21 protein-coding genes and 2 pseudogenes are annotated in these 25,955 nt (G+C 74.6%); 19 read left to right on the forward strand and 4 right to left on the reverse strand.

Annotation, left to right across the window (positions count from 1 at the left end):
- Window positions 1-1,485, forward strand: a 1,485-nt coding sequence (locus ADY01_RS11920) for a penicillin-binding transpeptidase domain-containing protein (RefSeq protein ID WP_049570443.1), incomplete at its 5' end; no start/stop codon positions are given.
- Here ADY01_RS11920 and ADY01_RS11925 read toward each other — a convergent pair.
- Window positions 1,380-2,693: an MFS transporter gene (locus ADY01_RS11925; RefSeq protein ID WP_049570448.1), complete on the reverse strand. Its 1,314-nt coding sequence runs from the start codon at window positions 2,691-2,693 to the stop codon at window positions 1,380-1,382. The genes ADY01_RS11920 and ADY01_RS11925 overlap by 106 nt on opposite strands.
- 94 nt (window positions 2,694-2,787) lie before the next feature.
- Between ADY01_RS11925 and ADY01_RS11930 the strand changes: the two genes are divergently transcribed.
- From ADY01_RS11930 to ADY01_RS11945, 4 genes are all read left to right on the forward strand, one after another.
- Window positions 2,788-3,795, forward strand: coding sequence for a LysR family transcriptional regulator (locus ADY01_RS11930; protein ID WP_049570449.1), 1,008 nt, complete (start codon window positions 2,788-2,790; stop codon window positions 3,793-3,795).
- A 98-nt stretch (window positions 3,796-3,893) separates the two neighbouring features.
- Window positions 3,894-4,367: a hemerythrin domain-containing protein gene (locus tag ADY01_RS11935; protein WP_159001163.1), complete on the forward strand. Its 474-nt coding sequence runs from the start codon at window positions 3,894-3,896 to the stop codon at window positions 4,365-4,367.
- Between the two features lie 3 nt (window positions 4,368-4,370).
- Entirely contained in the window at window positions 4,371-4,808 is a 438-nt protein-coding gene (locus ADY01_RS11940; RefSeq protein WP_049570454.1) for a MarR family winged helix-turn-helix transcriptional regulator, read from the forward strand.
- 82 nt (window positions 4,809-4,890) lie between these two features.
- On the forward strand, window positions 4,891-5,781 hold the full coding sequence (locus ADY01_RS11945; RefSeq protein ID WP_049570456.1) for an LLM class flavin-dependent oxidoreductase: 891 nt from the start codon (window positions 4,891-4,893) through the stop codon (window positions 5,779-5,781).
- A 46-nt stretch (window positions 5,782-5,827) separates the two neighbouring features.
- Here the strand turns inward: ADY01_RS11945 and ADY01_RS11950 are convergent, their stop codons facing one another.
- Together ADY01_RS11950 and ADY01_RS11955 are read right to left on the reverse strand one after the other, a co-directional pair.
- A complete protein-coding gene (locus tag ADY01_RS11950) occupies window positions 5,828-6,817 on the reverse strand; it encodes a helix-turn-helix domain-containing protein (protein WP_234320184.1) in 990 nt (329 codons plus the stop codon).
- A gap of 169 nt (window positions 6,818-6,986) precedes the next feature.
- Entirely contained in the window at window positions 6,987-7,913 is a 927-nt protein-coding gene (locus ADY01_RS11955) for a helix-turn-helix transcriptional regulator (RefSeq protein WP_078900222.1), read from the reverse strand.
- A gap of 214 nt (window positions 7,914-8,127) precedes the next feature.
- Between ADY01_RS11955 and ADY01_RS39075 the strand changes: the two genes are divergently transcribed.
- From ADY01_RS39075 to ADY01_RS11990, 8 genes are all read left to right on the forward strand, one after another.
- Window positions 8,128-8,265: a hypothetical protein gene (locus ADY01_RS39075; protein ID WP_159001165.1), complete on the forward strand. Its 138-nt coding sequence runs from the start codon at window positions 8,128-8,130 to the stop codon at window positions 8,263-8,265.
- Window positions 8,266-8,364: 99 nt separating this feature from the next.
- Window positions 8,365-9,591 carry an ATP-grasp domain-containing protein gene (locus ADY01_RS11960; protein WP_049570458.1) on the forward strand — a complete coding sequence of 409 codons (1,227 nt, stop codon included), beginning with the start codon at window positions 8,365-8,367 and terminating at the stop codon, window positions 9,589-9,591.
- A gap of 70 nt (window positions 9,592-9,661) precedes the next feature.
- Window positions 9,662-10,603, forward strand: a complete 942-nt coding sequence (locus ADY01_RS11965) for a DUF1015 family protein (protein WP_049570459.1) — start codon at window positions 9,662-9,664, stop codon at window positions 10,601-10,603.
- A 174-nt stretch (window positions 10,604-10,777) separates the two neighbouring features.
- Entirely contained in the window at window positions 10,778-12,178 is a 1,401-nt protein-coding gene (locus ADY01_RS11970; RefSeq protein ID WP_049570461.1) for a nitrate/nitrite transporter, read from the forward strand.
- Window positions 12,179-12,288: 110 nt separating this feature from the next.
- Window positions 12,289-13,458 carry a uroporphyrinogen-III synthase gene (locus ADY01_RS11975; protein ID WP_049570464.1) on the forward strand — a complete coding sequence of 390 codons (1,170 nt, stop codon included), beginning with the start codon at window positions 12,289-12,291 and terminating at the stop codon, window positions 13,456-13,458.
- Between the two features lie 143 nt (window positions 13,459-13,601).
- Complete coding sequence (locus ADY01_RS11980; protein WP_199826215.1) at window positions 13,602-15,923, forward strand: HelD family protein; 2,322 nt, start codon at window positions 13,602-13,604, stop codon at window positions 15,921-15,923.
- 323 nt (window positions 15,924-16,246) lie between these two features.
- Entirely contained in the window at window positions 16,247-17,659 is a 1,413-nt protein-coding gene (locus ADY01_RS11985; RefSeq protein ID WP_049570467.1) for an NAD-dependent malic enzyme, read from the forward strand.
- Window positions 17,660-17,926: 267 nt separating this feature from the next.
- Window positions 17,927-18,208, forward strand: coding sequence for an HU family DNA-binding protein (locus ADY01_RS11990; protein ID WP_049570470.1), 282 nt, complete (start codon window positions 17,927-17,929; stop codon window positions 18,206-18,208).
- A gap of 90 nt (window positions 18,209-18,298) precedes the next feature.
- Here the strand turns inward: ADY01_RS11990 and murA are convergent, their stop codons facing one another.
- The gene (murA, locus tag ADY01_RS11995; RefSeq protein WP_049570473.1) at window positions 18,299-19,618 is read right to left on the reverse strand and encodes a UDP-N-acetylglucosamine 1-carboxyvinyltransferase; all 1,320 of its coding nucleotides are present in this window, start codon (window positions 19,616-19,618) and stop codon (window positions 18,299-18,301) included.
- Between the two features lie 129 nt (window positions 19,619-19,747).
- Between murA and ADY01_RS12000 the strand changes: the two genes are divergently transcribed.
- The 6 genes and pseudogenes from ADY01_RS12000 to ADY01_RS12025 form a co-directional block, all read left to right on the forward strand.
- Window positions 19,748-20,305: a YqgE/AlgH family protein gene (locus ADY01_RS12000; protein WP_049570475.1), complete on the forward strand. Its 558-nt coding sequence runs from the start codon at window positions 19,748-19,750 to the stop codon at window positions 20,303-20,305.
- A 163-nt stretch (window positions 20,306-20,468) separates the two neighbouring features.
- The gene (locus tag ADY01_RS12005) at window positions 20,469-20,771 is read left to right on the forward strand and encodes a DUF3039 domain-containing protein (RefSeq protein ID WP_049570477.1); all 303 of its coding nucleotides are present in this window, start codon (window positions 20,469-20,471) and stop codon (window positions 20,769-20,771) included.
- A 183-nt stretch (window positions 20,772-20,954) separates the two neighbouring features.
- A complete protein-coding gene (locus tag ADY01_RS12010; protein WP_049570479.1) occupies window positions 20,955-21,860 on the forward strand; it encodes an FAD binding domain-containing protein in 906 nt (301 codons plus the stop codon).
- Between the two features lie 662 nt (window positions 21,861-22,522).
- Window positions 22,523-23,074 (forward strand): annotated as a pseudogene (locus ADY01_RS41810) ((2Fe-2S)-binding protein); the annotation flags it as partial.
- Window positions 23,074-25,398 (forward strand): xanthine dehydrogenase family protein molybdopterin-binding subunit, encoded by a 2,325-nt coding sequence (locus tag ADY01_RS12020; RefSeq protein WP_078900219.1) that lies wholly within the window; start codon window positions 23,074-23,076, stop codon window positions 25,396-25,398. The pseudogene ADY01_RS41810 and the gene ADY01_RS12020, both read left to right, overlap by 1 nt.
- Before the next feature lie 107 nt (window positions 25,399-25,505).
- Window positions 25,506-25,877 (forward strand): annotated as a pseudogene (locus ADY01_RS12025) (MFS transporter); the annotation flags it as partial.
- Between the last annotated feature and the right edge of the window lie 78 nt (window positions 25,878-25,955).

Raw genomic sequence — 25,955 nt, forward strand, 5'->3', positions numbered from 1 at the left:
GGCGACGGCGACGACGACTGGACCGTGCGCTGGGAGTCGGCCGTGGCCCACCCGCGTCTCGCGGAAGGGCAGACGCTGGTCCTCACCGTGGAGGACGCCGAGCGCGCCCCCGTTCTGGCCGCCGGGGGTGAGGAGTTGGCGGGGCCCTCGACCGTGTGGGACGTGAGCATATGGCCCGCCCGGCTCAGCGACCCCGACGCGGCGTACGCGGCGCTCGACGACCTGGACGCGGGGATAGACACCGGTGCGCTGCGCGACCGGGTGGCCGCGTCGGACCCGGACCAGGCGGTGCCGGTGGTCACGCTCAGGGACGCCGTCTTCCAGGAGCACGCCGAGGCGCTCGGGGCCGTCGCGGGGCTCCAGTTCCAGGAGGACACGCGCCCGCTGGCCCACGCGGCGCGGCCCCTGGTGGGCGGGCTCGACCCGGAGACGGGCGCCGGGGCCTCGGGGCTCCAGGAGCGGTACGACGAGCAGCTCGCCGGTGCCTCGGCCGCCGCCGTGGTCATAGCCGACCGGGAGTCGGGCGACGCCGTCGAGACCCTGCACGAGCGCGAGGGGGGCGAGCCGGGCACGCCCGTGGAGACCACCATCGACCTGGCCGTCCAGCGGGCGGCCGAGGCGGCGCTCGACGACCTGGGCCGGGACGGCTCCATCGTCGCCGTCCAGCCCTCCACGGGGAACGTCCTGGCCGCCGCGGACTGGCCGGCCGACGGGTTCAACCGGTCGCTCCAGGGGCAGTTGGCCCCCGGCTCCACCTTCAAGGTGATCACCGCCGCCGCGCTGCTCGAAGGCGGTACCGGCATGGACGACACCCTGGGCTGCCCGCGGTACGCCACCGTGGAGGGCCAGCGGTTCGAGAACCAGGGCGAGTTCGAGCTCGGACCCGACACGACGCTGCGCGAGGCGTTCACCGAGTCGTGCAACACGGCGTTCATCGACAACCTCGACCGGTTCGGGAACGACACCCTCTCCGTCACCGCCCAGGCGTTCGGCGTGGGCGCGGTGTGGGACGTGGGCGCGGTCACCTTCGACGGGGCCGTGCCGGTCGCGCAGTCGCCGAACCAGCTGGCCGCCTCGCTCATAGGCCAGGACCAGGTGCAGGCCAGCCCGCTGGTGATGGCCTCGGTGGCGGCCACCGTCGCCGAGGGCACGTTCCGGCAGCCGGTGCTGGTGCCCGACGCGGTTCAGGAGCGGCAGGAGGCGGCGGGCGAGCTGGGCGCGGAGACGGTCGACGCGCTGCGCACGATGATGCGGGAGACCGTGACGGACGGCTCGGCCTCGGCGCTCGACGGGCTCGCGGGCACGCCGCACGGCAAGACGGGGACCGCCGAGTTCCGCGACGAGGAGGGCGAACTGTCCACCAACGCCTGGATGATCGGCTACCTCGGCGAGCGCGACCTGGCCTTCGCGGTGATGCTGGAGGACGGCGGCTCGGGCGGCAGGGACGCGGGTCCGCTCGCGGCGGACTTCCTGCGGGCCCTGTAGGCGCCGGCCGCCGCCACCAGGGCCGCGGCGCAGGCGGCGGTGGGGGGCAGCCAGAAGGCGAGGGCCGCGCCTCCGGCGTCGGCGAGCGCGCCGCCGCCCGCCGAGCCGAGGGCTATGCCGCCCAGGAGCGCCGCGACCGCCAGCGTCATGGCCTCGTTCAGGCGGCCCGCCGGGGCCGTGTCCTGGACCAGGGTCATGCCGGTGACCATCGACGGGGCGGTGGCCATCCCGGCGATCAGCAGGGCGGGGGCCAGCAGGGCCAGCGACCCGGCCCCGGCGGCGAGCGCGGGCAGCGTCATCAGCGCCGCCATGGCCGCGGTGCACGCGGCGAAGCGCGGGCGGGCGGAGCCCCGCACGGCCACCAGCCCGAACAGCAGCCCCGCCACCGCGGAGCCCGCCGCCTGGGCGCCGAGCACGGGACCGGCCCAGGCGCGTCGCCCCTGCTCGTCGGCGAACGCGATGGTCACCACCTCCAGTGCGCCGAACACCGCCCCCGCGCAGACGAACGCCGCCAGCAGCGGCACCGCGCCCCGCGTCCGCAGCGGGCCCGGCCCGGTCGGCGCGCCCGCGTCCGCCACCGGCGGCTCGGTGGCGCGCTGGGCGGCGAACGCCGCCGTCCCGCCGAGCAGGAGCACCGCCGCCACCAGCGTGCCCGCCTCGGGGAAGAGCGCGGTGCACAGCAGCGCGGCGAGCACGGGCCCGCCCATGAAGCACAGTTCGTCCATGGCCTGTTCGAGCGCGTTGGCGGTGTGCCGGGCAGAGGTCGCCTCCGGGGTCCCCGAGCGGAAGCGGTGCGCCCAGCGGGCCCGGGACATGCCGCCGGTGTTGGGCGTGGCGGCCGTCGGCAGCACGCAGACGAAGTACGTCCACACCGGCGCCCCGGCCGCCACGCAGACCAGCAGGGCCAGGTGGCCGCAGGCCGCGATCGCCGCGGCGGGCAGGGCGACGCGCCGCTGCCCGCGCCGGTCCACCAGCCGGGCGACGAGCGGCGCGCCGACGGTCGACGCGGCGAGCCCGGTCGCCACCACGGCCCCGGCCAGGGCGTACGAGCCGTGGCGCGCGGTGACCATCAGCACGGCGGCCACCCCGAACATGGCCATCGGCAGCCGGGCCAGGAGCCCCGGCAGGGTGAACGCGAGGGCGTCCGGCTCGGCGAGCAGCCGCGCGTAGGAGGAACGGGCCGGGGAGCGTGCGGGGGAGTGCGGCATGGCGCTCACCCTCCCGGGGGCGCCGCCCCGGCGTCCAACACCTGATCAGGGCACATTCACGCGGATCCGTTGTCAATCGACGCCTCGGGCGAGAATGGTTCCCGTGGCCCATGACACGGAACCGCGACTGCTGCGTGCCTTCGTGGCCGTCGCCGAGGACCTGCACTTCACCCGCGCCGCCGCCCGGCTGTTCGTGGCCCAGCAGGCGCTCAGCCGCGACATCGGGCGCCTGGAGCGCGCGTGGGGCGTGTCCCTGTTCACGCGCGACACCCGGCATGTGGCGCTCACGGCCGAGGGCGAGCGGCTGCTGCCCCGGGTCCGCCGGGTGCTGGCGGCCCACGACGAGCTGGGTGACGCGGTCGCCGCGCGCGGGGACCGGCCGCTGGTGGTGGACACCGCGGCCCCCGTCTCCACCGGCCGGCGCGTGCTGGCCGCGGCGCGGGAGGCCGCGCCGGACGTCGAGTTCGTGGCGCGTTTCCACAGCGGCCTGGTCAGGGCCGCCGCCGAGGTGGCGGCCGGGCGCCTCGACGTCTCGTTCGGCCGGGTCGCCGGGCTGCCGCCCGCGCTGCGCGCCGGGCTCGGCCACGCCCTGATCCGTTACGAGCGGGCGGCCGTTCTGCTGCCCGCGGAGCATCCGCTGGCCGCGCGCGACGAGGTGGAGCTGCGGGCGCTGGCGGGGGAGAGCCTGTACGCGGCGGCGGGCAACGAGGAGACGGCCGAGTGGACCGACTACGCCCGCGCGCTGTTCGCCGGGCGCGGGATCGGCGTGGCCGCGCCGTTCCCGAAGATCGAGGGCGACGCGGAGTTCGGCCGGGTGGTCCGGAAGCGCGGCTGGTCCGTGCTGGCGGGCGAGGTGTTCGCCGTGGTGCCCGGGATGGTGCTGCGCCCGCTCACCGGGCCCGTGCCGTTGATCCCCGTCTCGATGGTCTGGCGGCGCGGCCTGAGCCATCCCGGGCTCGCCGCGCTCACCGCCGCGGCCCGCCGCCTGGCCGTGGCCGAGCGCTGGCTGGAGCGCCCCGCCGGCGCCTGGCTGCCCGCCGCCGGCCGTGACCTGCCGCTTCTCGGCGGCGTCTGCCCCGGCGGTTCGGAGGGCCCGGCGTAGACTAGATGCATGCGTATGTATATAGCTGGCGCCGGCGGCGGGACCCCGCGATGACCGCGCCGCCGCCCGGGGTGCCGAACCCGCGGGGAGAGGCCCTGGTGACCGAGCTCCGCTGGGTGCACGACATGATCCGCCGCGACCTCGGGGTCGTGGAGCGGCTGGCGGACCGGGTGGCCGCCGGGCTGCCGGCGGACGAGGTCAGGGCGGGGCTCAGGTCGCTGGCCGCGCAGGGTCCGCTCTGGCAGCTGAAGATCAACTGCCTGCGGTACTGCCGCTTCGTCCACGGCCACCACGGCCTCGAATCCTCGATGCTCTTCCCCGCGCTGCGCCGCGGCAACCCGGCGCTCGGCCCGGTGATCGACCGCCTGGAGGCCGATCACCGCCGGGTCTCGGGGCTGCTCGACGAGGTCGAGGCCGCCGCCGGCGGTCTCGGCGGGCCGGACGAACCGGCGGTCCGGGGGCGGCTCGTCGCCGCGCTCAAGGGGCTCGCCGCCGAACTGCTCCCGCACCTGGAGTACGAGGAGGAGAACATCTCCGCGACCCTGGCCACCCTCACCGGGCTCCCGGGGTAGCGGGTGGACCACACCGCGGCCTCCTGCGCCCGTGCCTTCACCGCGCTCGCCGACGCGCACGCCCGGATCAGCGAGGAGCTGGGCGCCGCGCTCTCCGCCTCCTGCGGCCTCGCGGTCAACGAGTTCGAGGTCCTCGTCCGCCTGGGCGACGCGCCGCCACCGGGGCTGCGCGTCAAGGAGCTCGCGCCGGCCGTCCGGCTCACCCAGCCGTCCCTGAGCAGACTCGTCGCCCGGCTCGCGGGGCAGGGCCTGGTCACCCGCGCGGGCGCGCCCGACGACGGGCGCGGCGTGCTCGTCACCCTCGCCCCCGCCGGGCGGGCCGCGCTGGACCGGGCCGTGCCGGTGCAGGTGCGGGTCGTGCGCGAGCTGTTGCTCGACCGGCTCACCCCCGAGGAACAGGACCTCCTCGCCCGCGCCCTGGCCCGCATCGCGGAACGCTGACCAGGCACGTACGACGAACACGACGAACACGACGGCCCGAACGACACGAACGACCCGAGCGACACGAACCCCGGAGCACACCATGACCGCCCCCCTCCCCCCGCGCCCCGTCGCGTTCGGCCTCAACGTCGATCCGCACGTCGCCGGCCTGCCCGCCGCCGGCCGGATCGCCGCGCTCGCCGACACCGCGGGCCTGGAGTACGTCGGCGTCCAGGACCACCCCTACCAGGCCGACTTCGTGGACACCTTCACGCTGATCACGTGGCTCGCCGCCGCCACCGAGTCGGTGCGGTTCCTCCCCAACGTGGCCAATCTGCCGCTGCGCCCCCCGGCGATGCTGGCCAAGCAGGCCGCCTCGATCGACCTGCTCTCCGGCGGCCGGTTCGAACTGGGCCTGGGCGCGGGCGGATTCCCCGACGCCATCGCCGGGATGGGCGGCCCCCGCCGGTCCACCGGCGAGGCGCGGGCGGCGCTCGGCGAGGCCATCGACATCATCCGCGCCGCCTGGGCGGGCGCCCCCTACGCCCATGACGGCGCCCACTATTCCGTGCCCGCCGCCCGCCCGGGACCGCGCCCCGCGCACGAGATCGGCGTCTGGCTCGGCGTGGTCGGGCCGAGGGCCCTGCGCCTGCTCGGCGCCACGGCGGACGGCTGGTCGGTCTCCAGCCCCTATGTCCCGCCCGAGCGGCTCCCCGGGCTGAACGCGGCCATCGACGGCGCGGCCAGGGAGGCGGGCCGCGACCCCGGCCGCATCGTCCGCCTCTACAACCTCATGGGCACCATCACCCCGGCGGCGGAGGACCGGTTCAACGGCCCCGTGGCGCACTGGGTGGACACGCTGACCGGCCTGTACACCGACCACGGCATGAACGCCTTCGTGTTCTGGCCGAGCCGCGACCGGGAGCGGCAGTCCCACGTCTTCGCCGAGGAGGTGGTCCCGGCCGTCCGCGAACGGCTCGCCGCGGCCCGTTGATCCGGGCCCCGGGCACAGGCGGCCCCGGGCGGCGCGAGGCGCCGGGTCAGGACAGCCAGCCGCGCGAGGCCGCCTGCACTCCGGCCTGGAAGCGGTTGGTCGCGTCGAGCCGCGCCATCAGCTGGGCGACGAGCCTGCTCACCGACCGCTGGGCCAGGCCGAGCCGGTCGGCGATCTCCTCGTTGCTCCGCCCGGCGGCCAGCATCAGCAGCGCCTCCCGCTCAAGTCCCGAGGGCTCGGGCCCCCGTTCCACCTCCACCTCGGTGAACTCCACGCCCTCGTCCCAGCAGTGGTCGAACAGCTGGCACAGGAAGCCCACCACCGTCGGGTCCCTGACCAGCGCGGCGCCTGACGCCGTGTCGCCGGGGTTGAGCGGGAGCACCGCGCAGACGCGGTCGTAGATCTGGAGGCGGGAGGGGAGCACGCCGACGCTGCGCACCCGCGCGCCGGCCGCGTTGATCCGTTCCGCGTAGGACACGGTGGGCCGGTGCCGGCGCGCGCTGTGCTGGAACAGCGACCGGATCCGCACCCCGCGCCCCAGCAGCTCCAGGTCGAGGGGCGTCGCCGCGCTGATGGCCGCCTCGGGCTGCCCGCCGCCCGGTACCAGCGCGTCGAGCGAGGAGACGCAGGTGCGCGCCAGGTCGTCGATGACGGCGCGGATGTTGTCGATGCCGCGGACCACCTCGACGCTGCTGCCCGCGGAACGCAGGGAGCGCGCCTCCAGATAGTCGCCGGAGAGCGAGTGCAGCCGCTCCCGCGTCGCGGCCATGGCGATGCGGCGGTGGAGAACGTCCTGTTCCAGGGGCGCGAGCAGCGCGTCGGCGGCGCTCTCCGGGCTGATCGCGACCCAGCCGCCGCCGGGCGACTGCTGGAGGAGCCCCAGGTCGGCCAGCCGTTCCTCGGCCGCCGAGACCTCCGCGGCGGTCACCCCCGCCCGCGCCGCCAACTGGCTGACGAGATCGGTCGGATGGGTCACGCGCAGCTGGTAGACCCGTACCGTGACCGCGTCGATCTCGTCGTCGATCGAGTGGGACAACGTCCCTGCCCTTCTGGTCGAGAACGGAGCCGGGGTGCCATGTGTACCGTGCGCGCCGGAGTGCCGTGCGCACCGGTGGTGCTGGATGGAACGAGAGTGCTGTGTGGACCGTGTGTGCGGGGTGGAGCGGATGTGCGGGGTGGAGCGGATGTGCCGCGGGTGACGACCGTCAGGAGAGCCAGCCGTTGAGCGCGGCGCGCGTGCCCGCCTGGAACCGGCTGTCCGCGTCCAGGCGGTCCATCAGCCGCGCGACCACCCGGCTGACCGAGCGGGGCGAGACGCCGAGTTGGTGCGCTATGGCCTCGTCCTTCTTACCCGCCGCCATCAGCAGGAGCACATCCCGCTCCACGCCGACCGGCTCCGAGCCCGTCTTCCGCTCCGCTTCGGAGAATTCCAGCGCCCTGTCCCAGTAGTGCTCGAAGAGCTGCTGGAGGAAGCTCAGTACCGCGGGGTCGCGGATCAGCGCGACGCCCGCCGCCGTGTCGCCGGGGTCGATGGGGAGCACGGCACAACTGTGATCGTAGATCAGCACGCGGGCCGGGAGCACGCTGGTGATCCGTACCTGCGCACCCGCCCCGACCAGCGTCTCCGCGTACTGCACGGTCGGCCAGTGCCCGCGCGCCGTCTGCTGGTACAGCTGCCGCACCTTGGCGCCGCGCTCCAGGGTCTCCAGGTCCAGCGGGGTGGCGGCGCGCACCGCCTCCTCCGGCACTCGGCCGGGGAGCATCGCGTCCAGGGCCGTCATGCAGGTGCGCGCCAGGTCGTCCAGCACGGCGCGGATGTTGTCGATGCCCTCGACCACCTCGACGCTGCTCTTCGCCGACCGCAGGCTGCGCGCCTCCAGGTAGTCGCCGGAGAGCGAGTGCAGGCGCGCCCGGGTGGTGGCCATGGCGATGCGGCGCTGGAGGATGTCCGCTTCCAGGGGGGCGAGCAGGGCGTCGGCGGCGCTCTCGGGGCTGATCGCGACCCGGCCGCCGCCGGGCGAGGACCGCAGGAGGCCGAGGGCGAAGAGCCGTGACTCCGCGTCCTTCACTTCTTCGGCGTTCAGGCCGGACCGTGCCGCGATCTGTTCCACCGAGTCCGTGGGATGGATCACACGGAGGCGGTAGACTCTGGTGGCCGCTGCGTCTATTTCGCCGGATTCGTGCACGCTCTTCTTCCTTGAACGACATCGGCCAGCCCCTGGCGTCAACCTGACAGGCGAGATGATGCCACAGCGACGCTATCGACTTCCTCGTGAAAGCTCGTGAGCATGATGGGGGTCACCATGCCACTCATGTTCGCCTCTGTGGACACGGAAGAGGGAAACTGTGAAGAAGTTCGCTCTGAGTGTTGTCGCCGCACTCGTGATCGCGGCCGCCTCGACCGGATTCGCCGCCGCCCAGCTGTCGGGCTCCGCGGACGAGAGCACCGCTGCCGCGGCCTCGACCGGCAACGTGTGGTGGTGACCCGGAACACCGAGCGACACCCCCGCTGACAGCCCATCCGATGCCCTCGCAGCCGTCCGGGCAACGCCCCCAGGATTAAAGGATTGAGGAGGCGGCACCATGGCGCCCCAGACTCCTCTGGCGGTCCTGCTCAGCCCGCGGCCCGCCGAGGTCGAAGCGGCCCGCCGTATCGGCGCGCGCACGCTGGTGCTGTCACCCGACCTGGCCCTCCCCGACGTTCGGGAGGCTGCCGCGGCGGCCGACTTGGCCCTCACGGTCGACTGGGGGGACCACCCCCGGTTGATGATGGCCATCGGGCACCTCGCCAACCTCTCGGACCGGGTCTCGGTGTTCGGGTTCGCGGAGCCGAGCGCACTGGTCGCCGCACGGGCGAACGAGGCGCTGCGCTTCCCGGGCAACCCCCATGCAGCCGTCGCGTACCTCACCGACAAGGCTGCCCTGCGCGGCAAGGTCAACCAGCTCACCGGTGCCCCCGTCCGGTTCGAGCACTGCGACCGCGCCTCGCACCTCGCAGCCGTCGCCGAACGCGTCGGCTTCCCGTGCGTGGCCAAGCCGCGTACCGGGTTCGGCGGCCAGGACGTCCATCTGCTGCGCGCCGCGGCGGACGCGGCGCTCCTGGCCGCCGATCTTCCTCCCGAACCCGCGCTGATCGTCGAGGAGTTCCTCGAAGGGCCCGAGTACAGCGTGGAGGCGCACTCCCAGGCCGGAGTGCACACCATCCTGGCCGTGACCAGGAAGCACACCACCGGCACCCCCGGGTGGCCGGAGACCGGCTACGACCTGCCGGCGGATCTCGACGAGGAAACCACCGAGCGGATCCACGAGTTGGTCCAGGCCACGCTCAACACCGCGGGGCAGCGCAGCGGTCCCTCCCAGACCGAGGTCATCCTCACCGGGAGCGGCCCCCGGCTGGTCGAGTCGCACGCCCACCCGGGCAGCGCGCACATCAGCGACCTGCTGCTGTCCGCCGGGACCGACATCCCGGCTCTGACGATCGCCACCGTGCTCGGACTTCCCGCTCCGGCCCCGGCTCCGGCCGACCGGTTCGTGGGGATCCGTTTCCTGCGGCTGCCGCCCGGCCTTCTCGAAGGCGTGGACGGCTTTCAGGAGGCGCGGGGACTGCCGGGCGTGACCCGGGTGGAGATCGGCGTCCCCATCGGCAGCCATGTTCCGGAGACCACCAGCCGGGTCGCCGGACATGGCTTCGTCACCGCTGTCGCCGACGGCCCTCAGGAGTTGGAGGCCGTGCTCCGGAAGGCCATGGACACTCTGCGTCCGGTGGTGGTAGCCCCGTCCTCGAAGGAGGAGGAGCACACTGCCGCCTGACCTGTTCCCCGCGTTGGTCCCCCCGGGGACCCCGGCCCCACGGACAGATCTGCTCCTTCCCTTCCACGGCGTGCTGGCCCAGCCGCTGGGCCGCGCCAGCTACTACGTGCTCGAACGGCGCGACGCGGCGGGCGAGATCCAGCAGCGCGGCGTCATCGGATCGCTCAGCCTGGACGGCGTCGAGACCGGGCACGTGCTGCGCCGGCAGCAGGTCGGCGAGTCCGACGTGCGGCTCCAGGCGCGGCTGCTGCGGCGGCGCGGCGGCTCCATCGAGCCGCTGCTGCTGGCGGCGCCCGACCTCAGCCCGTTCTCGCCGTGCATCGACCAGACCGTCAAGGGCACCGCCGACCAGGAGTTGGCCACGCCCGAGGGCGGCGTTCAGCGCCTGTGGGCCTGCGACGCCTCCTGGACGGCCGACCCGCCGGCGCTCGCGCCCGTGCTGCTGGCCGACGGGCACCACCGCCTGGAGGCGGCGCGGCGCCTGCACCGGGCCCACCCGGGAGCGGTGACCGACCGGCTGCTCGCGCTCGTCGTCGACCACCGGCGCTATCCGCTCACGCTCAACGCGACGCACCGGGTGGTGCCGGGGCTCGACATCGAGCGCGCGGTGCGGACGGCGGCCGGAATCGCCCGGGTCAACGCGTACCCGCCGGGCGCCAAGCCCGTGCCCCGGCCCGGAACGTTCCTGCTGACCGGCGGCGGCCAGGCGTGGGGCCTCTCGGAGATCTCGCCGGTGGCCATGGCCGGGCGGCTGCGCTCGGTGCCGCCCGAGTGGGTCGAACTGCCCGCGGCCATCAGCGACCACGTGCTCATCCCGGCGCTCTGCGAGGACCAGGGCATCGCGCCGGCGCCGCGGTACACCAGCGGCTACCCGGACCCGGGCGAGGTGGGGCTGATCCTGCCGCCGCCGACCTGGGACCAGATCTGGGCGGGCGCGGCGAGCGGCGCCGGGATGCCCGCCAAGAGCACCAGTCTGGGGCCCGCGCCGGTGCCCGGCCGGTGGGAGCGCTGACGCGACGCGGGCGCCGGTCCCGGCGGTCCGGGGTGGCGCCGCCCCGGGCGCTCACGGCGGGGGCGCGGGCCGGGTGAGGGCGAGGTTTCGTCCGCGTCACCTGGTGGCACGGGACGGAAACGCGGCCTGCCTACCGTCGAGCGGGACGGCTTCCCGATCACCGAAGGAGGCGCCATGCCATCCGCCAAGCCCGCCGCCGCCCGCCGAGGGGGGCGCTGGATCGAGACCTGGGACCCGGAGGACGAGCGGTTCTGGCGAGAGACGGGTGAACGTGTCGCCCGGCGGAACCTGGTCTTCTCCGTCCTCGCCGAGCACATCGGCTTCTCCATCTGGACGCTGTGGTCCGTGCTCGTGCTGTTCATGGGCCCCGAGTACGGGGTGGACGCGGCCGGCAAGTTCTTCCTGGTCTCGGTGGCCACCCTGGTCGGCGCGATCGCGCGCGTGCCCTACACCTTCGCCGTGGCGCGGTTCGGCGGCCGGAACTGGACGGCCGTCTCCGCCTCGCTGCTGCTGCTGCCGACCGCCGCCGCCTGGGCGGTGATGGAGCCGGGCACGTCGTACACCACGTTCATGCTGGTCGCGGTCCTCACCGGCGTCGGCGGCGGGAACTTCGCCTCCTCGATGACCAACATCAACTCCTTCTTCCCGCTGCGCCGCAAGGGCTGGGCGCTCGGCCTCAACGCGGGCGGCGGCAACATCGGGGTCCCGGTGGTCCAGCTGGTCGGCCTGCTCGTCATCGCCACCGCGGGCGAGGGCAGCCCGCGCGTGCTGCTGGCCGTCTACGCCCCGCTGATCGTGCTGGCCACCGTCCTGGCCTGGCGCCACATGGACAACCTCGCCCCGGTCACCAACGACACCGGCGCCGCCCGCGACTCGGTCACCGACGGCCACACCTGGATCATGTCGTTCCTCTACATCGGCACCTTCGGCTCGTTCATCGGCTACAGCTTCGCCTTCGGCCTCGTGCTCCAGAACGAGTTCGACCGCACCCCGCTCCAGGCCGCCGCGGTGACCTTCATCGGGCCGCTGCTGGGGTCGCTGATCAGGCCGCTCGGCGGCTCCTGGGCCGACCGCTGGGGCGGCGCGCGGATCACCCTGTTCACCTTCGCGGGCATGGCCGTGGCCACCGGCGTCGTGATCGCCGCCTCGGTCGGCGAGTCGCTGCCGGTCTTCCTCGTCGGCTTCATCGGCCTGTTCGTCCTGAGCGGCCTGGGCAACGGCTCGACCTACAAGATGATCCCCGGCATCTACCACGCCAAGGCGCTGGCCCGGGGGCTGTCGGGCGAGGCCGCCGCCGCATACGGCCGCCGCCTCTCCGGCGCGGCCATCGGCCTGATCGGTGCGGTCGGCGCGCTGGGCGGCCTCGGCATCAACCTCGCCTTCCGCCAGTCGTTCCTCTCGACGGGCTCGGGCACCGCGGCCTTCGCCGCGTTCCTCGCCTTCTACGCCGCGTGCTCGTTCGTCACCTGGTTCGTATACCTGCGTCACTCGTCCGGGGCCCGGGGCGGCGCCGCGGCGCCGGCGCGCGGCCTCGGGGGCGACAGCGCGGAGGCTCCGGCGTACGCGGGCGTGTGAGCGCCGGGGGACGCGGGGCGCTTAACGTCGGGGAAACCGGTGGGAACCAGGGCCGTCATGCCGCGTTGACAGGCTCGGTACCAGAGAACGACGACCGACGGGCGGAACGGATGTGCGGAGCTGACACGGCGGGGGCGCCGGCCGGGCGGCGGGAGATCAGGCCACTCGACGGGTTCACCGTGGGCGTCACCGCCGCGCGGCGCGCCGACGAGCTGATCGCGCTGCTGAAGCGGAGGGGCGCGGAAGTGCTGCACGCGCCCGCGCTGCGCATCGTGCCCCTCTCCGACGACGACCAGCTGCTCGACGCCACCCGGGCGCTGGTCACCCGGGCACCCGACGTGGTCGTGGCCACCACCGCCATCGGCTTCCGCGGCTGGGTGGAGGCGGCCGACGGCTGGGGCATCGGCGAGGAGCTGCTGCGCACCCTGGGGGGCACCCGGCTGCTGGCCCGCGGCCCCAAGGTGCGCGGCGCCGTGCGCGCGGCGGGGCTCACGGAGGAGTGGTTCCCGGCCTCGGAGTCCATGGCCGAGGTCCTCCAGCGCCTTCTGGACGAGGGGGTGCACGGCGCGCGCGTCGCGCTCCAGCTGCACGGCGAGCCCCTGCCCGGGTTCATCGAGGCGCTGCGGGAGGCGGGCGCCGAGGTCGTGGAGGTCCCCGTCTACCGGTGGATGCCGCCCGAGGACCTCGGCCCCGTCGACCGGCTCATCGACACGACCGTGGCCGGCGGCCTGGACGCCGTCACGTTCACCAGCGCCCCCGCCGCCGCCTCCCTGCTGCGCCGCGCGGAGGAACGCGGCCTGCTCGACCCGCTGCTCGCCGGCCTCCGCCGCCGGGTGCTGGCCGCCTGCGTCGGCCCCGTGACCGCGCTGCCGCTCCAGGCCCACGACGTGCCCACGCGCCGCCCCGAGCGCTACCGGCTCGGCCCGCTCGTCCAACTGCTCTGCGAGGAACTGCCCAGCCGCGTCGAGCCGTTGATGGTGGCCCGCAGACGCCTGGAGATCCGCGGCCACGCCGTGGTGGTCGACGGGCGGCTGCGGCCCGTCCCGCCGGCGGGCATGGCGCTCCTGCGGGCGCTGGCCCGCAGGCCGGGCTGGGTGGTGCCGCGCGCCGAGCTGCTGCGCGCGCTGCCCGGCGCGGGCCGCGACGAGCACGCCGTGGAGACCGCCATGGCCCGCCTGCGCGGCGCGCTCGGCGCGCCCGCGCTGATCCAGACCGTGGTCAAACGCGGCTACCGGCTCGCCCTCGACCCGGCGCTCGACGGGCGGAAGTACGGGGATTGAGGAGCACCGGGCCCCAAACCCCCGCAATGCGCCGGCTCACGCACCCCCGCACGCGCCGAGTGGTGCCCTGACCCGCGCGAACGCCGCAGAAGTCGCGTACGGTGGACCGCTGCCTCGGCGTGAGCGAGAAGGGGGCCCGGGCATTGGACATTCGGGAACGGGAGATCCGTGACGAGCAGCGGCATCTGGACGCGGTCTACCGGCGGCTGACGGAGAAGATCCACGAGGCCGAGTACCTCATGGCCGACGCCGCCCGCCGCGTCCAGGTGGGCACCCCGGGGGCGCTCGCCGAGCGGGACGCCCAGGTCTTCCGCGCCGGTCTCCATCTCGCCCGGCTGAACAGCGAGTTCGAGGACTTCCTCTTCGGCCGTATCGACCTGCTCGCGGGCAAGGACGGCGAACGCGGCCCCGACGGCGCCATCACCTCCGTCGAGCCCGCCGACGACGCCGTGACGGAGACCGGGGACGGCGGGCGCACCGCGGAGATCGCGGAGACGCTCCACATCGGCCGCCTCGGCGTCCTGGACGCCGACTACGTCCCGCTGGTCATCGACTGGCGCGCCCCGGCCGCCGCGCCGTTCTACCGCGCCACGCCCGTCGCCCCCGGCCGGGTGGTGCGCCGCCGCGTCATCCGCAGCAAGGGGCGCCGCGTGCTCGGCGTCGAGGACGACCTGCTCCGCCCCGAGCTGCGCGCCCTGCGGGACGGCGCCGAGCTGCCGGTGGTCGGCGACGGCGCGCTGATGGCCGCCCTGGGCCGCACCCGCGGCCACCGCATGACCGACATCGTCGCCTCCATCCAGGCCGAGCAGGACGAGGTCATCCGCGCCCCCGCCGTCTCGGTCACCGAGGTCACCGGCGGCCCCGGCACCGGCAAGACCGCCGTCGCCCTGCACCGCGCCGCCTACCTGCTCTACCAGGACCGGCGCCGTTACGCGGGCGGCATCCTCGTGGTCAGCCCGACCCCGCTGCTCGTCTCCTACACCGAGGGCGTGCTGCCCTCGCTCGGCGAGGAGGGCCAGGTGGCCATCCGCGCGCTGGGCGACCTGGTGGACGGCGTGACCGCCGACTCCTACGACGACCAGGCGGTCGCCCGCGTCAAGGGCTCGGCCGCCATGGCGCGCGTGCTGCCCCGCGCGGCGCGCGGAGTGCTGGAGGCGCCGGGGGCGCCCGCGCGGCTGCGCGTGGTGGCGTTCGGCCGCCGGGTCGAGCTGGACGGCGAGACCCTCGCCCGGGTGCGGCAGCAGACCCTCGGCGGCACCGCCCCGGTCAACCTGCTGCGCCCCCGCGCCAGGCGGCTGCTGCTCGACGCCCTGTGGCAGGAGTCGGGCGCGCCCTCGCGCTACCCGGACCCGGCGCTGGCCGCCGAGGCGCGGGAGGCGTTCACCGAGGACGTCGGCACCGAGGACGCGTTCATCGACTTCCTCGGTGCCTGGTGGCCCGAGGTCACCCCGCTCCAGGTGCTCGCGGCCATGACCGACGAGCAGCGGCTCGGCCGCTGGGCGCGGCGGCTGCTGCGCCCGCGGGAGGTGCGGCAGCTGGCCCGCTCGCTGCGCAGGATCACCCCGGAGGGCACGGGCCTCTCGGCGCACGACGTGGCGCTGCTCGACGAGCTGCGGACCCTGCTCGGCTCCCCGCCCCGGCCCGCCCGCTCCCGCGAGGCCGACCCGCTGGACCAGCTCACCGGGCTCGCGGAGGTGACCACCTACGCCGATCGTGCCGCCACGCGCCGGAACGCGGCGGAGCGCGAGGGGGAGCGCGCCGACTACGCGCACATCATCGTGGACGAGGCCCAGGACCTCACCCCCATGCAGTGGCGCATGGTCGGGCGGCGCGGCAGGCAGGGGACCTGGACCGTGGTGGGGGACCCCGCGCAGAGCTCCTGGCCCGCGCCGGAGGAGGCGGCGGCCGAGAGGGACGCCGCCCTGGGCACCAGGCCCCGCCGCAGGTTCGAGCTGACCGTCAACTACCGCAACCCCGCGGAGATCGCTCGTGTTGCGGATGGCGTTCTCCAGCGCGCGGCCCCCGGCACGCGCCCCCCGCGCGCGGTGCGCGAGACCGGCGTCGCGCCCCGTTTCGCGACCGTGTCCCGGGGCGGCTCCCTCGACGACGCGGTGCGCGCCGAGGCCGCGCGCCTGCTGGCCGAGGTGCCGGGCACGGTCGGCGTCGTGGTCGCCATGGGCCGCCGGGCGGAGGCGGCGGGCTGGCTGGCCGGGGAGGTCGCGGACGGGCGCCTGGTGGTGCTGGGCAGCCTGGAGGTCAAGGGGCTGGAGTACGACGCCACCCTGGTGGTCGCCCCGGGCGAGATCGCGGGGGAGTCGCCGGCCGGGCTGCGGGTGCTCTACGTGGCCCTCACCCGGGCCACGCAGCGGCTCACGGTGCTCTCCACGCCCGGTGACCGGCAGGACGGCGAGAAGGGCGGCGAGGCCGCTCCCGACGGGCTCCCCGCCCTGCTGGTGGCGCCCTGACCAGCGGTTTGGCGACCGGTTGACCCCGAGCGTGAGTGCGGTAGCCTGGGTGAGGCACCGGCCCGTTCCATGCCCCCGGGCCCAACCATTGTCGCCACGAGCGACCACTTGCCGCGAGGCGAGCTGGCGGGTCGGTGCCCTCGACTTCCGGACGTGCCGCGTTCCTCTCGGCGCCCCGTTCTCCCCGCCGTCTCGGCGGCGTCCCCCCGCGCATCCTGTTACGGTCATATCGGTCGGCCGTCCCGGCTTTCACCGGGGACCCAGCTCTCGTAGGGTGACAGCGACTTGGGGGGCGGCAACAGGAAAGTGAAGGAAGTCGACCCATGGCAACGGCGCCCAGTGTCTCCTACTCGATGACGGTCAGGCTCGAAGTCCCGGCCAGTGGCACGGCGGTGAGCCAGCTCACGACCGTGGTCGAGTCCTCGGGGGGCTCGGTCACCGGCCTCGACGTCACGGCCTCGGGCCACGAGAAGCTGCGCATCGACGTCACCATCGCGGCGAGTTCCACCGCGCACGCGGACGAGATCGTCCAGAAGCTCCGCGGCATCGAGGGCGTGGCCCTCGGCAAGGTCTCCGACCGTACGTTCCTCATGCACCTCGGCGGCAAGATCGAGATGAGTTCGAAGCATCCGATTCGCAATCGCGATGATTTGTCCATGATTTACACCCCCGGCGTCGCCCGGGTGTGCACGCAGATCGCCGCCCACCCCGAGGACGCGCGGCGGCTGACGATCAAGCGCAACAGCGTCGCCGTGGTCACCGACGGCTCCGCGGTGCTCGGCCTCGGCAACATCGGCCCCCAGGCCGCGCTTCCGGTGATGGAGGGCAAGGCCGCGCTGTTCAAGCGGTTCGCCGGGATCGACGCCTGGCCGCTGTGCCTGGACACCCAGGACACCGACGCCATCGTGGAGATCGTCAGGGCGATCGCCCCCGGCTTCGCCGGGATCAACCTGGAGGACATCTCCGCGCCGCGCTGCTTCGAGATCGAGGCGAGGCTGCGCGAGGCCCTGGACATCCCCGTCTTCCACGACGACCAGCACGGCACGGCGATCGTCGTCCTGGCCGCCCTGCACAACGCGTTGCGCGTCGTCGGCAAGGAACTGGGCGCGGTCCGCGTGGTGATGTCGGGCGCGGGCGCGGCCGGCACCGCCATCCTCAAACTGCTGATCGAGGCGGGCGTCAAGCACGCCGTCGTCTCCGACATCCACGGCGTGGTCCACGCGGGCCGCGCCGATCTGGTGGGCGCCGACGGCGATTCACCGCTGCGCTGGATCGCGGACAACACCAACCCCGAGGGCGTCCACGGCACTCTGAAGGAGGCCGTCGTGGGCGCGGACGTCTTCATCGGCGTCTCGGCCCCCGACGTGCTCGACGCGGCGGACGTCGCCGCCATGGCGGACCGGGCCATTGTCTTCGCGCTCGCGAATCCGGACCCGGAGATCGACCCGGCCATCGCGCGGCAGACCGCCGCCGTGGTCGCCACCGGCCGTTCGGACTTCCCCAACCAGATCAACAACGTGCTGGTCTTCCCCGGTGTGTTCCGCGGCCTGCTCGACGCCCAGTCCCGCACCGTGAACCACGCCATGATGCTCGCCGCCGCCCGCGCGCTCGCCGACGTCGTCGGCCTCGACGAGCTCAACGCCAACTACATCGTGCCCAGCGTCTTCAACGAGAGGGTGTCGGGCGCCGTGGCCGGCGCGGTCCGCGAAGCCGCGCAAGGCGTCTTCGGCGCGTAGGCGAGTCGGTTGCCGCTGCCGCGCGGGTGACCCTTAGGGTGACCGGGAGGCACAGCCTCGGGAACGTCACCGGCGAGACGAGCAGCGCTCTTCGTGTGACCCCCGCCGGTGCCGGATTGGCCTTCCCGCCACTGGTGGGGGCAGGATGCGTATCCGGGCGAGGGGTTTACGGCAGGCAGACCCGGGTCCGGGCACTGTCAGTGGGCCCTGGCAGCATCGGCCTCGATCTCACGCCTCATTGGCAAGATGAACACGGGAGTACGAAATATGAACCGCAGTGAGCTGGTGGCCGCTCTTTCCGAGCGCGCCGAGGTGACTCGGAAGGACGCCGACGCGGTGCTGGCGGCCCTGGCCGAGACCATCGGGGAGGTCGTTGCCAAGGGGGACGAAAAGGTCACCATTCCCGGCTTCCTGACCGTCGAGCGGACCCACCGCGCCGCCCGTACGGCGCGCAACCCGCAGACCGGCGAGCCCATCCAGATCCCCGCCGGGTACAGCGTCAAGGTGTCGGCGGGCTCCAAGCTGAAGGAAGCCGCCAAGGGCAAGTGACGGCCCCATGAGCGCGACAAGAGGTGGCCCCCCGCCCGGGGGGCCACCTCTTCGCATGCCATGAGCCGTTCCCTTCCGGGAACGGGCCCGCTACGGGTGTTCGACCTTGGCGCCCAGATCGTCCAGCTTTCGCACGAAGTTCTCGTATCCGCGGTTGATCAGGTCGATGCCGTGCACCCGCGACGTGCCCTGCGCCGCCAGCGCCGCGATCAGATACGAGAAGCCGCCGCGCAGGTCCGGGATCACCAGATCGGCGCCCTGGAGCGTGGTCGGCCCCGAGACCACCGCGGAGTGCAGGAAGTTGCGCTGGCCGAAGCGGCACGGCGTCCCGCCCAGGCACTCCCGGTAGAGCTGGATCCGCGCGCCCATCTGGTTGAGCGCCTCGGTGAACCCGAGCCGCGACTCGTACACCGTCTCGTGGACGATCGACAGACCCGACGCCTGGGTCAGGGCCACCACCAACGGCTGCTGCCAGTCGGTCTGGAAGCCCGGGTGCACGTCGGTCTCCAGCGCGATGGCGTTCAACGGGCCGCCCGGGTGCCAGAAGCGGATCCCCGCGTCGTCAACCTCGAACGCGCCACCCACCTTCCGGAACACGTTGAGGAACGTCATCATCTCGCGCTGGCTCGCCCCCCGCGCGTAGACGCTGCCCTTGGTCGCCAGCGCCGCGCTCGCCCACGAGGCGGCCTCCAGGCGGTCGGGCAGCGCGCTGTGGGTGTAGCCGGTCAGCCGGTCCACGCCGGTGATCCTGATGGTGCGGTCGGTGTCCATCGAGATGATCGCGCCCATCTTCTGGAGCACGCAGATCAGATCCTCGATCTCCGGCTCCACCGCGGCGTTCGACAGCTCCGTCAGTCCCTCGGCCAGCACCGCGGTCAGCAGCACCTGCTCCGTCGAGCCCACCGACGGGTAGGGCAGCTTGATCCGGCAGCCGCGCAGGCCCCGCGGCGCCTCCAGGTACTGGCCGTCGTCGCGCTTCTCGATCACCGCGCCGAACTGCCGCAGCACGTCGAAGTGGAAGTCCACGGGCCTGCCGCCGATGTCACAGCCCCCCAGGCCGGGGATGAACGCGTGCCCGAGGCGGTGCAGCAGCGGCCCGCAGAAGAGGATGGGGATCCGCGAGGAACCGGCGTGCGCGTCGATGTCCGCGACGTTCGCGCGCTCCACGCGCGAGGGGTCGAGCACCAGCTCGCCCTCCTCCCCGCCGCCGCGGACCGTCACCCCGTGCAGCTGCAACAGCCCCCGCACCACCCGCACATCGCGGATCTCCGGCACGTTCCGCAGGCGGCTCGGGGTCTCGCCGAGCAGCGCCGCGACCATCGCCTTGGGCACCAGGTTCTTCGCCCCGCGGATGCGGATCTCGCCCTCGAGCGGGGTGCCGCCGTGAACAAGCAGTACGTCGTCGTTCATGGAACTCACGATCTGAACGTAGGGAGCGTGAAGGCCACCGGAATCGTAGTGCGCGCTCCCCGGCGGCCCCCCGGGGCGGGCCCGGGACACCACTCCCCAGTACCCGGAGGGATGCGGAATCATGGCCTCATGACCGAGGCGTCCTCGCTCACCGGGCAGCTGCTGGTTGCCGCCCCGGCGCTGTCCGATCCCAACTTCGACCGCTCGGTGGTCCTGCTCCTCGACCACGACCGCGAGGGGGCCCTCGGGGTGGTCCTCAACCGCCCGACCCCCGTCGGCGTGTCCGAGGTGCTGGAGCCGTGGGCGGCGCTCGCCGGGGAGCCCGGGGTCGTCTTCCAGGGCGGCCCGGTCGCGCTCGACGCGGCGCTCGCGCTGGCCGTGGTGCCGGGCGTGGGCCCGCTGGGCTGGCGCCGGGTCCACGGCTCCATCGGCCTCGTCGACCTGGAGGCGCCGCCGGAGGTGCTGGCCGCCGAGCTGGGCAGCCTGCGGATCTTCGCCGGGTACGCCGGGTGGGGCCCCGAGCAGCTGGAACGCGAGCTGGACGAGGGCGCCTGGTACGTCGTCGAGTCCGAGCCGGGCGACGTCTCGGTGCCCGAGCCCGAGCGCCTGTGGCGCGCCGTGCTGCGCCGGCAGCACGGCAGCCTGGCGCTGCTCGCGACCTACCCGGACGACCCGTCGCTCAACTAGCCGCTCAACGGGGCGTGCCGTCCGCGCGATCTCCTCGCGCCCGCGCCTCCCCGGGGCCCCTCGGGTCCCGGGAGCGCCCCCGTGTTCGAGCCGTGATGCACCGTGTCCGGCAACGCGGGCCGAGCCTCGAAGATCGCCCCGGCAGGGCCTAGGCTTGGTGCCCATGAGCACTCTTGAGCCCGAGCGCGGAACGGGGACCGGCACTCTCGTCGAGCCCACGCCGCAGACGAGTCACGGCGATGGCGACCATGAGCGCTTCGCCCACTATGTCCAGAAGGACAAGATCATGGCGAGCGCGCTGGACGGCACCCCCGTCGTCGCGCTCTGTGGCAAGGTCTGGGTGCCGGGCCGCGACCCCAAGAAGTATCCGGTCTGCCCCATGTGCAAGGAGATCTACGAGTCCATGGGCTCGTTCGGCGGCGGCGGTGGCAAGGACGGCGGCAAGGGCGGCGGCGGCAAGAAGTAACGCCGCGTATGCCCTGATCGTGTGAGATGCCGCGGTGCTCGTCCGGTGCCCGAGGGCGCAGGCGGACGGCCGGGCCACCCCGGCGTCTGCCGGGCTGGAAAATATGCCAGAGTGGCCACGTCCCGGCTCCCAGCACGTACCGTACGGCTCGGCAGCCGGGACGACCGGAAAGGGGCAGCTGGATTGAGCACCCACGCACCGCACGCACCACAGACGGCCCAGCTCGTCGCGCTCCCGGCCACACTGGACGAGGCGGTCGCCGCCCTGGCCGAGGTCCCCGCCGCGGTCCCCGTCGCCGGAGGCACCGACCTGATGGCGGGCGTCAACGCCGGGCTGCTGCGCCCGGCGGCCCTGGTCGGGCTCGGGCGTCTGGCCGAGCTGCGTGGCTGGGCCTACCAGGACGGGCACGCGCTGCTCGGCGCGTGCCTGACCCACGCGAGGATGAGCCGCCCCGACTTCGCCGCCCTCATCCCCGCGCTGGCCGCCGCCGCCCGTTCCGCCGGGCCGCCGCAGGTGCGCAACGCCGGGACCCTCGGCGGGAACATCATCACCGCCGCCGCCTCGGGCGACACCCTCCCCGTGCTGGCCGCGCTGGACGCCACGCTGCTGGTCGCGGGCCCCGACGGCGAGGGCCGCCAGATCCCCGTCAGCCACCTGCTGGCCGGGCGCGACCGGCTGCGCCCCGGCGAACTGCTGGCCCATGTACGGGTGCCGCTGCTGCACGCGCCGCAGACGTTCCTCAAGGCCACCAGCCGCACCGGCCCGGCCCGCGCCCTCGCCTCGGTCTCCGTGGTGCTCGACCCGGTCCGCCGCGAGGTGCGCTGCGCGGTCGGCGCCGTGGCCCCCATGCCGCTGCGCCCGCTGGACGCCGAGCGCTGGGTCGCCTCGCTGGTGGACTGGGACGGGGAGCGCGGCCTCGCCCCCGAGGCGCTGGCCGCGTTCGGCGACTACGTCGGCATGGCCTGCATCCCCGATCCCCCGCCTCCGGAAGACGGCGGCGAACCTGCCCAACTCCCCCCCGCCGTCCTGCATATGAGGCGTACCGTGGCAACACTGGCCCGCCGTGGACTCGGAAGGGCGCTTCGATGAGCGACGAGCAGCAGCCTGAGGAGAACGCCCAGGGCCCGATGCCGGGCTGGGGCGGGGAGTACGACGCGGAGGCGACCGCGTTCATAGAGCTGCCGGGCGGCTACCCGCGGGAGTCGGGGAGCGAGCCGCTCGCCGCCCCCGGCCACGGGTACCAGCCGCCGGAGATCGGCGGGCCCGCCTCGCCGCCCGCCACCACCGAGGCCACCACCGACCCGGGCGAGACCGGGCAGTGGACCATGCCGTTCTCCTGGGGCACCCCGGACGGGACCGACGCGGGCGACCAGGCCGGGGGCGGAGGCGGCCCCTCGCGGGTCGCGGCCATGGGCCAGGGCGCCGCGGCGCTGGCCGGCGGCCGTCGCCGCCTCGGCGAGGGCCCTCCCGGGCAGGAGCCCGGCCCGGGACCGCACGAGACCAGCCCCTGGCCGCCCGAGCGGGGCGGCGAGGCGAGCCCCCCGGCTCCGTGGTCCTCGCCCCAGGGCGGCGAGCCGCACCCCGCCGAGCCGGGCCCCGCGACCAGGCCCCCGGCGCCCGAGGCCGCGGTGTCCGCCACGGCCCTCGACGTCGCCGACGCCCCGGGCGGCAAGGGCGCCAAGGGCGTGAAGGGCGGCGCCCAGGGAGGCAGGGGTGCCCAGGGCGGCGACGAGGCCGACGGCAGCCGCAGCGAGCACCCCGAGATCTCCTACGTCCTGCGCGTCAACGGTGCCGACCGCCCCGTCTCCGAAGCGTGGATCGGCGAGTCCCTGCTCTACGTCCTGCGCGAACGGCTCGGGCTCGCCGGGGCGAAGGACGGCTGTTCCCAGGGCGAGTGCGGCGCCTGCTCGGTCCAGGTCGACGGCCGGCTGGTGGCGGCCTGCCTGGTCCCCGCCGGCACCGCCGCGGGCAGCGAGATCCGCACCGTCGAGGGGCTGGGTACCGACGGCGCCCCCTCCGACGTGCAGCGCGCCCTGGCCGCCTCCGACGTGCAGTGCGGCTTCTGCTTGCCCGGCATGGCCATGACCGTGTCGGACCTGCTGGAGGGCAACCACTCGCCCACCGACCTCGAAACCCGCCAGGCCCTCTGCGGCAACCTGTGCCGTTGCTCCGGCTACCGGGGCGTGCTCGACGCGGTGCGCGCCGTCGTCGACGAGCGCGCCGCCCGTGCCGAGGCCCAGGGCGCGCAGGACCAGCCGGCGCGCATCCCCCACCAGGCCGGGCCCCCGGCAGGAGGCATGTGATGACATACCAGGCCGGCGACGCGGCGGCCGTCACCGTGGTCGGCGCCCAGGCGGGTGGCGGCGCTCCGGTCAGGGACACCCCGCACGGCCTCGGCGCCTCCGTGGCGGCCGTCGACGCGGACGCCAAGGTGCTCGGCACCCATCCGTACACCGCCGACCTGTGGGCCGAGGGCCTGCTCTGGGCCGCCGTCCTGCGCTCCCCGCACCCGCACGCGCGCGTCAAGCGCATCGACACCGCCGAGGCGGCCCGGATGCCGGGGGTGCGGTCCGTGGTCACCCACGAGGAGGTGGCCGGCGAGGGCGGCCTCGGCAGGACCGTGCAGGACCGGCCCGCGCTCGCCTCCGAGCGGGTGCGGTACCACGGGGAGCCCGTCGCGGCCGTGGCCGCCGACCACCCCGAGACCGCCAGGCTGGCCGCCGCCGCCGTCGTGGTCGAGTACGAGGTGCTCGACGCGGTGACCGACCCGGAGAAGGCGTTCGAGGCCGAGCCGCTGCACCCCGACGGGAACCTGATCCGCCACATCCCGCTGCGCCACGGCGACCCGGCGGCCACCGGCGAGGTGGTCGTGGAGGGCCTGTACCGCATCGGCCGCCAGGACCCCGCGCCGATCGGCGTCGAGTCGGGCCTCGCCGTGCCGCGCCACGACGGCGGCGTCGAGGTCTACACGGCCAGCACCGACCCGCACGGCGACCGCGACCGGCTCGCGGCCTGCCTCGGCCTGACGCAGGAGCAGGTCAAGGTGTATGTGACGGGCGTCCCCGGCGCCCTGGGCGACCGCGAGGACCTGGGCTTCCAGCTCCCGCTCGCGCTGCTGGCCATCCGCACGGGGAACCCGGTCAAGCTCGCCGCGACCCGCGAGGAGTCCTTCCTCGGGCACGGCCACCGCCACCCCACGCTGCTGCGCTACCGGCACCACGCCGACCGCGAGGGGAAGCTCGTCAAGGTCGAGGCCCAGGTGCTCATGGACGCCGGGGCCTACGCGGACGACTCGGCGGAGGCGCTGGCCGCGGCCGTCTCGTTCGCCGCCGGGCCCTATGTCGTGCCGAACGCGGTGGTCGACGGCTGGGTGGTGCGGACGAACAACCCGCCCTCGGGCTATGTGCGCGGCGAGGGCGCGTTGCAGGTGTGCGCCGCCTACGAGGGGCAGATGGACAAGCTGGCCGCCCAGCTCGGGATCGACCCGGCCGAGCTGCGCGCCCGCAACGTGCTGGCCACGGGCGACCTGCTGCCCACCGGCCAGACCGTGACCTGCCCGGCGCCCGTCGCCGAGCTGCTGGCCGCCGTCCGCGAGGCGCCGCTGCCCGCGCTGCCGAAGGACGGCCCGGTCGAGGACTGGCTGCTGCCCGGCGGCCCCGACGGCCCCGCCGACCCGGGCTCCGTGCGGCGCGGCGTGGGGTACGCGCTGGGCATGGTGCACATGCTCGGCGCCGAGGGAACGGACGAGGTGTCCACGGCCACGGTCAAGGTCGAGGGCACGACGGCCACGGTCCTGTGCGCCGCCGTGGAGACCGGGCAGGGCTTCGCGACGCTGGCGCGGCAGATCGTCCAGGACGTGCTCGGCGTGGACGAGGTGCAGGTGGCGCCCGTCGACACCGACCAGCCGCCGGCCGGACCCGGCTGCCGGGGGAGGAACACCTGGGTCTCGGGCGGCGCGGTCGAGCGGGCCGCGAAGATGGTCCGCACCCAGCTCCTCCAGCCGCTGGCCGCCACGTTCGGGATGTCCGCGGAGCTGCTGTCGATCGCCGACGGGAAGATCACCTCCTACGACGGGGTGCTGAGCACCACCGTGGCCGAGGCGCTGGAGGGCAAGGAGCTGTGGGCGACCGCGCAGTGCCGCCCGCACCCCACCGAGCCGCTGAACGAGACGGGCCAGGGGGACGCGTTCGTCGGCCTGGCCTTCGCCGCGATCCGCGCGGTGGTGGACGTGGACGTGGAGCTGGGCTCGGTCCGCGTGGTGGAGATGGCGGTCGCGCAGGACGTCGGCCGCGTGCTCAACCCGCGGCAGCTGCGGGCCCGCATCGAGGCCGGGGTCACCCAGGGCATCGGCGCCGCGCTCACCGAGCACCTGCGGGTGGTCCGCGGGATGGTGCGCCGCCCCGACCTCGCGGGGTACGCGCTGCCGACCGCGCTGGACGCGCCCGACGTGCGGATCGTGCGGCTGGTGGAGGAACGGGACGTGGTGGCGCCGTTCGGCGCCAAGGCGGCCGGCTCGGTGCCGCTGGTCGTGGCGCCCGCGGCGGTGGCCGCGGCGGTCCGCGCGGCCACGGGCCGCCCGGTGAACCGGCTGCCGATCCGTCCGCAGGCCGCGGTGGGGGCCTCGTAGGGCGGGGTCGCGCGGGGCGGTCGCCGGCCGGCCTACGACCAAGGGCGGAGCGGGTCCCGGGTTCCGGTCCATAGGCGTGGCGCCGGTTCGCTCCTTACGGTGTCACCATGACCGACGCCGAGACTGACACCGATGCCGCCTCCCCTCCCTCACCGCCGTCGGCCGCGACCACGACCGAATCGGCCGGCGGCGGGCGCGGGGGCGTGCTGGGCCCCGCGTACCGGGCGCTGACGCTGGGCTGTGTCAGCACGATCCTGCTGATCGCGTTCGAGGCCATGGCGGTCGGCACGGCGATGCCCGCCGCCGCCGAGGCGCTGGACGGGCTGGCGCTGTACGCCTTCGCCTTCTCGGCGTTCTTCACCACCAGCCTGCTGGGCATGGTGGTCTCCGGGCAGTGGTGCGACCGGCGCGGACCCCTGGGCCCCGTGGTGGCGGGCATATCCGCGTTCTCGGCGGGGCTGCTGCTGTCCGGCACCGCTCTCTTTTACACATCTCCGAGGCCCACAGACTAAGGCGCATCTCGTATTCCGTCTTTTGCTTGAAAAAAAAAAAACATC

The sequence above is a fragment of the Streptomyces sp. SBT349 genome (assembly GCF_001083795.1).
Lineage (GTDB): Bacteria > Actinomycetota > Actinomycetes > Streptomycetales > Streptomycetaceae > Streptomyces.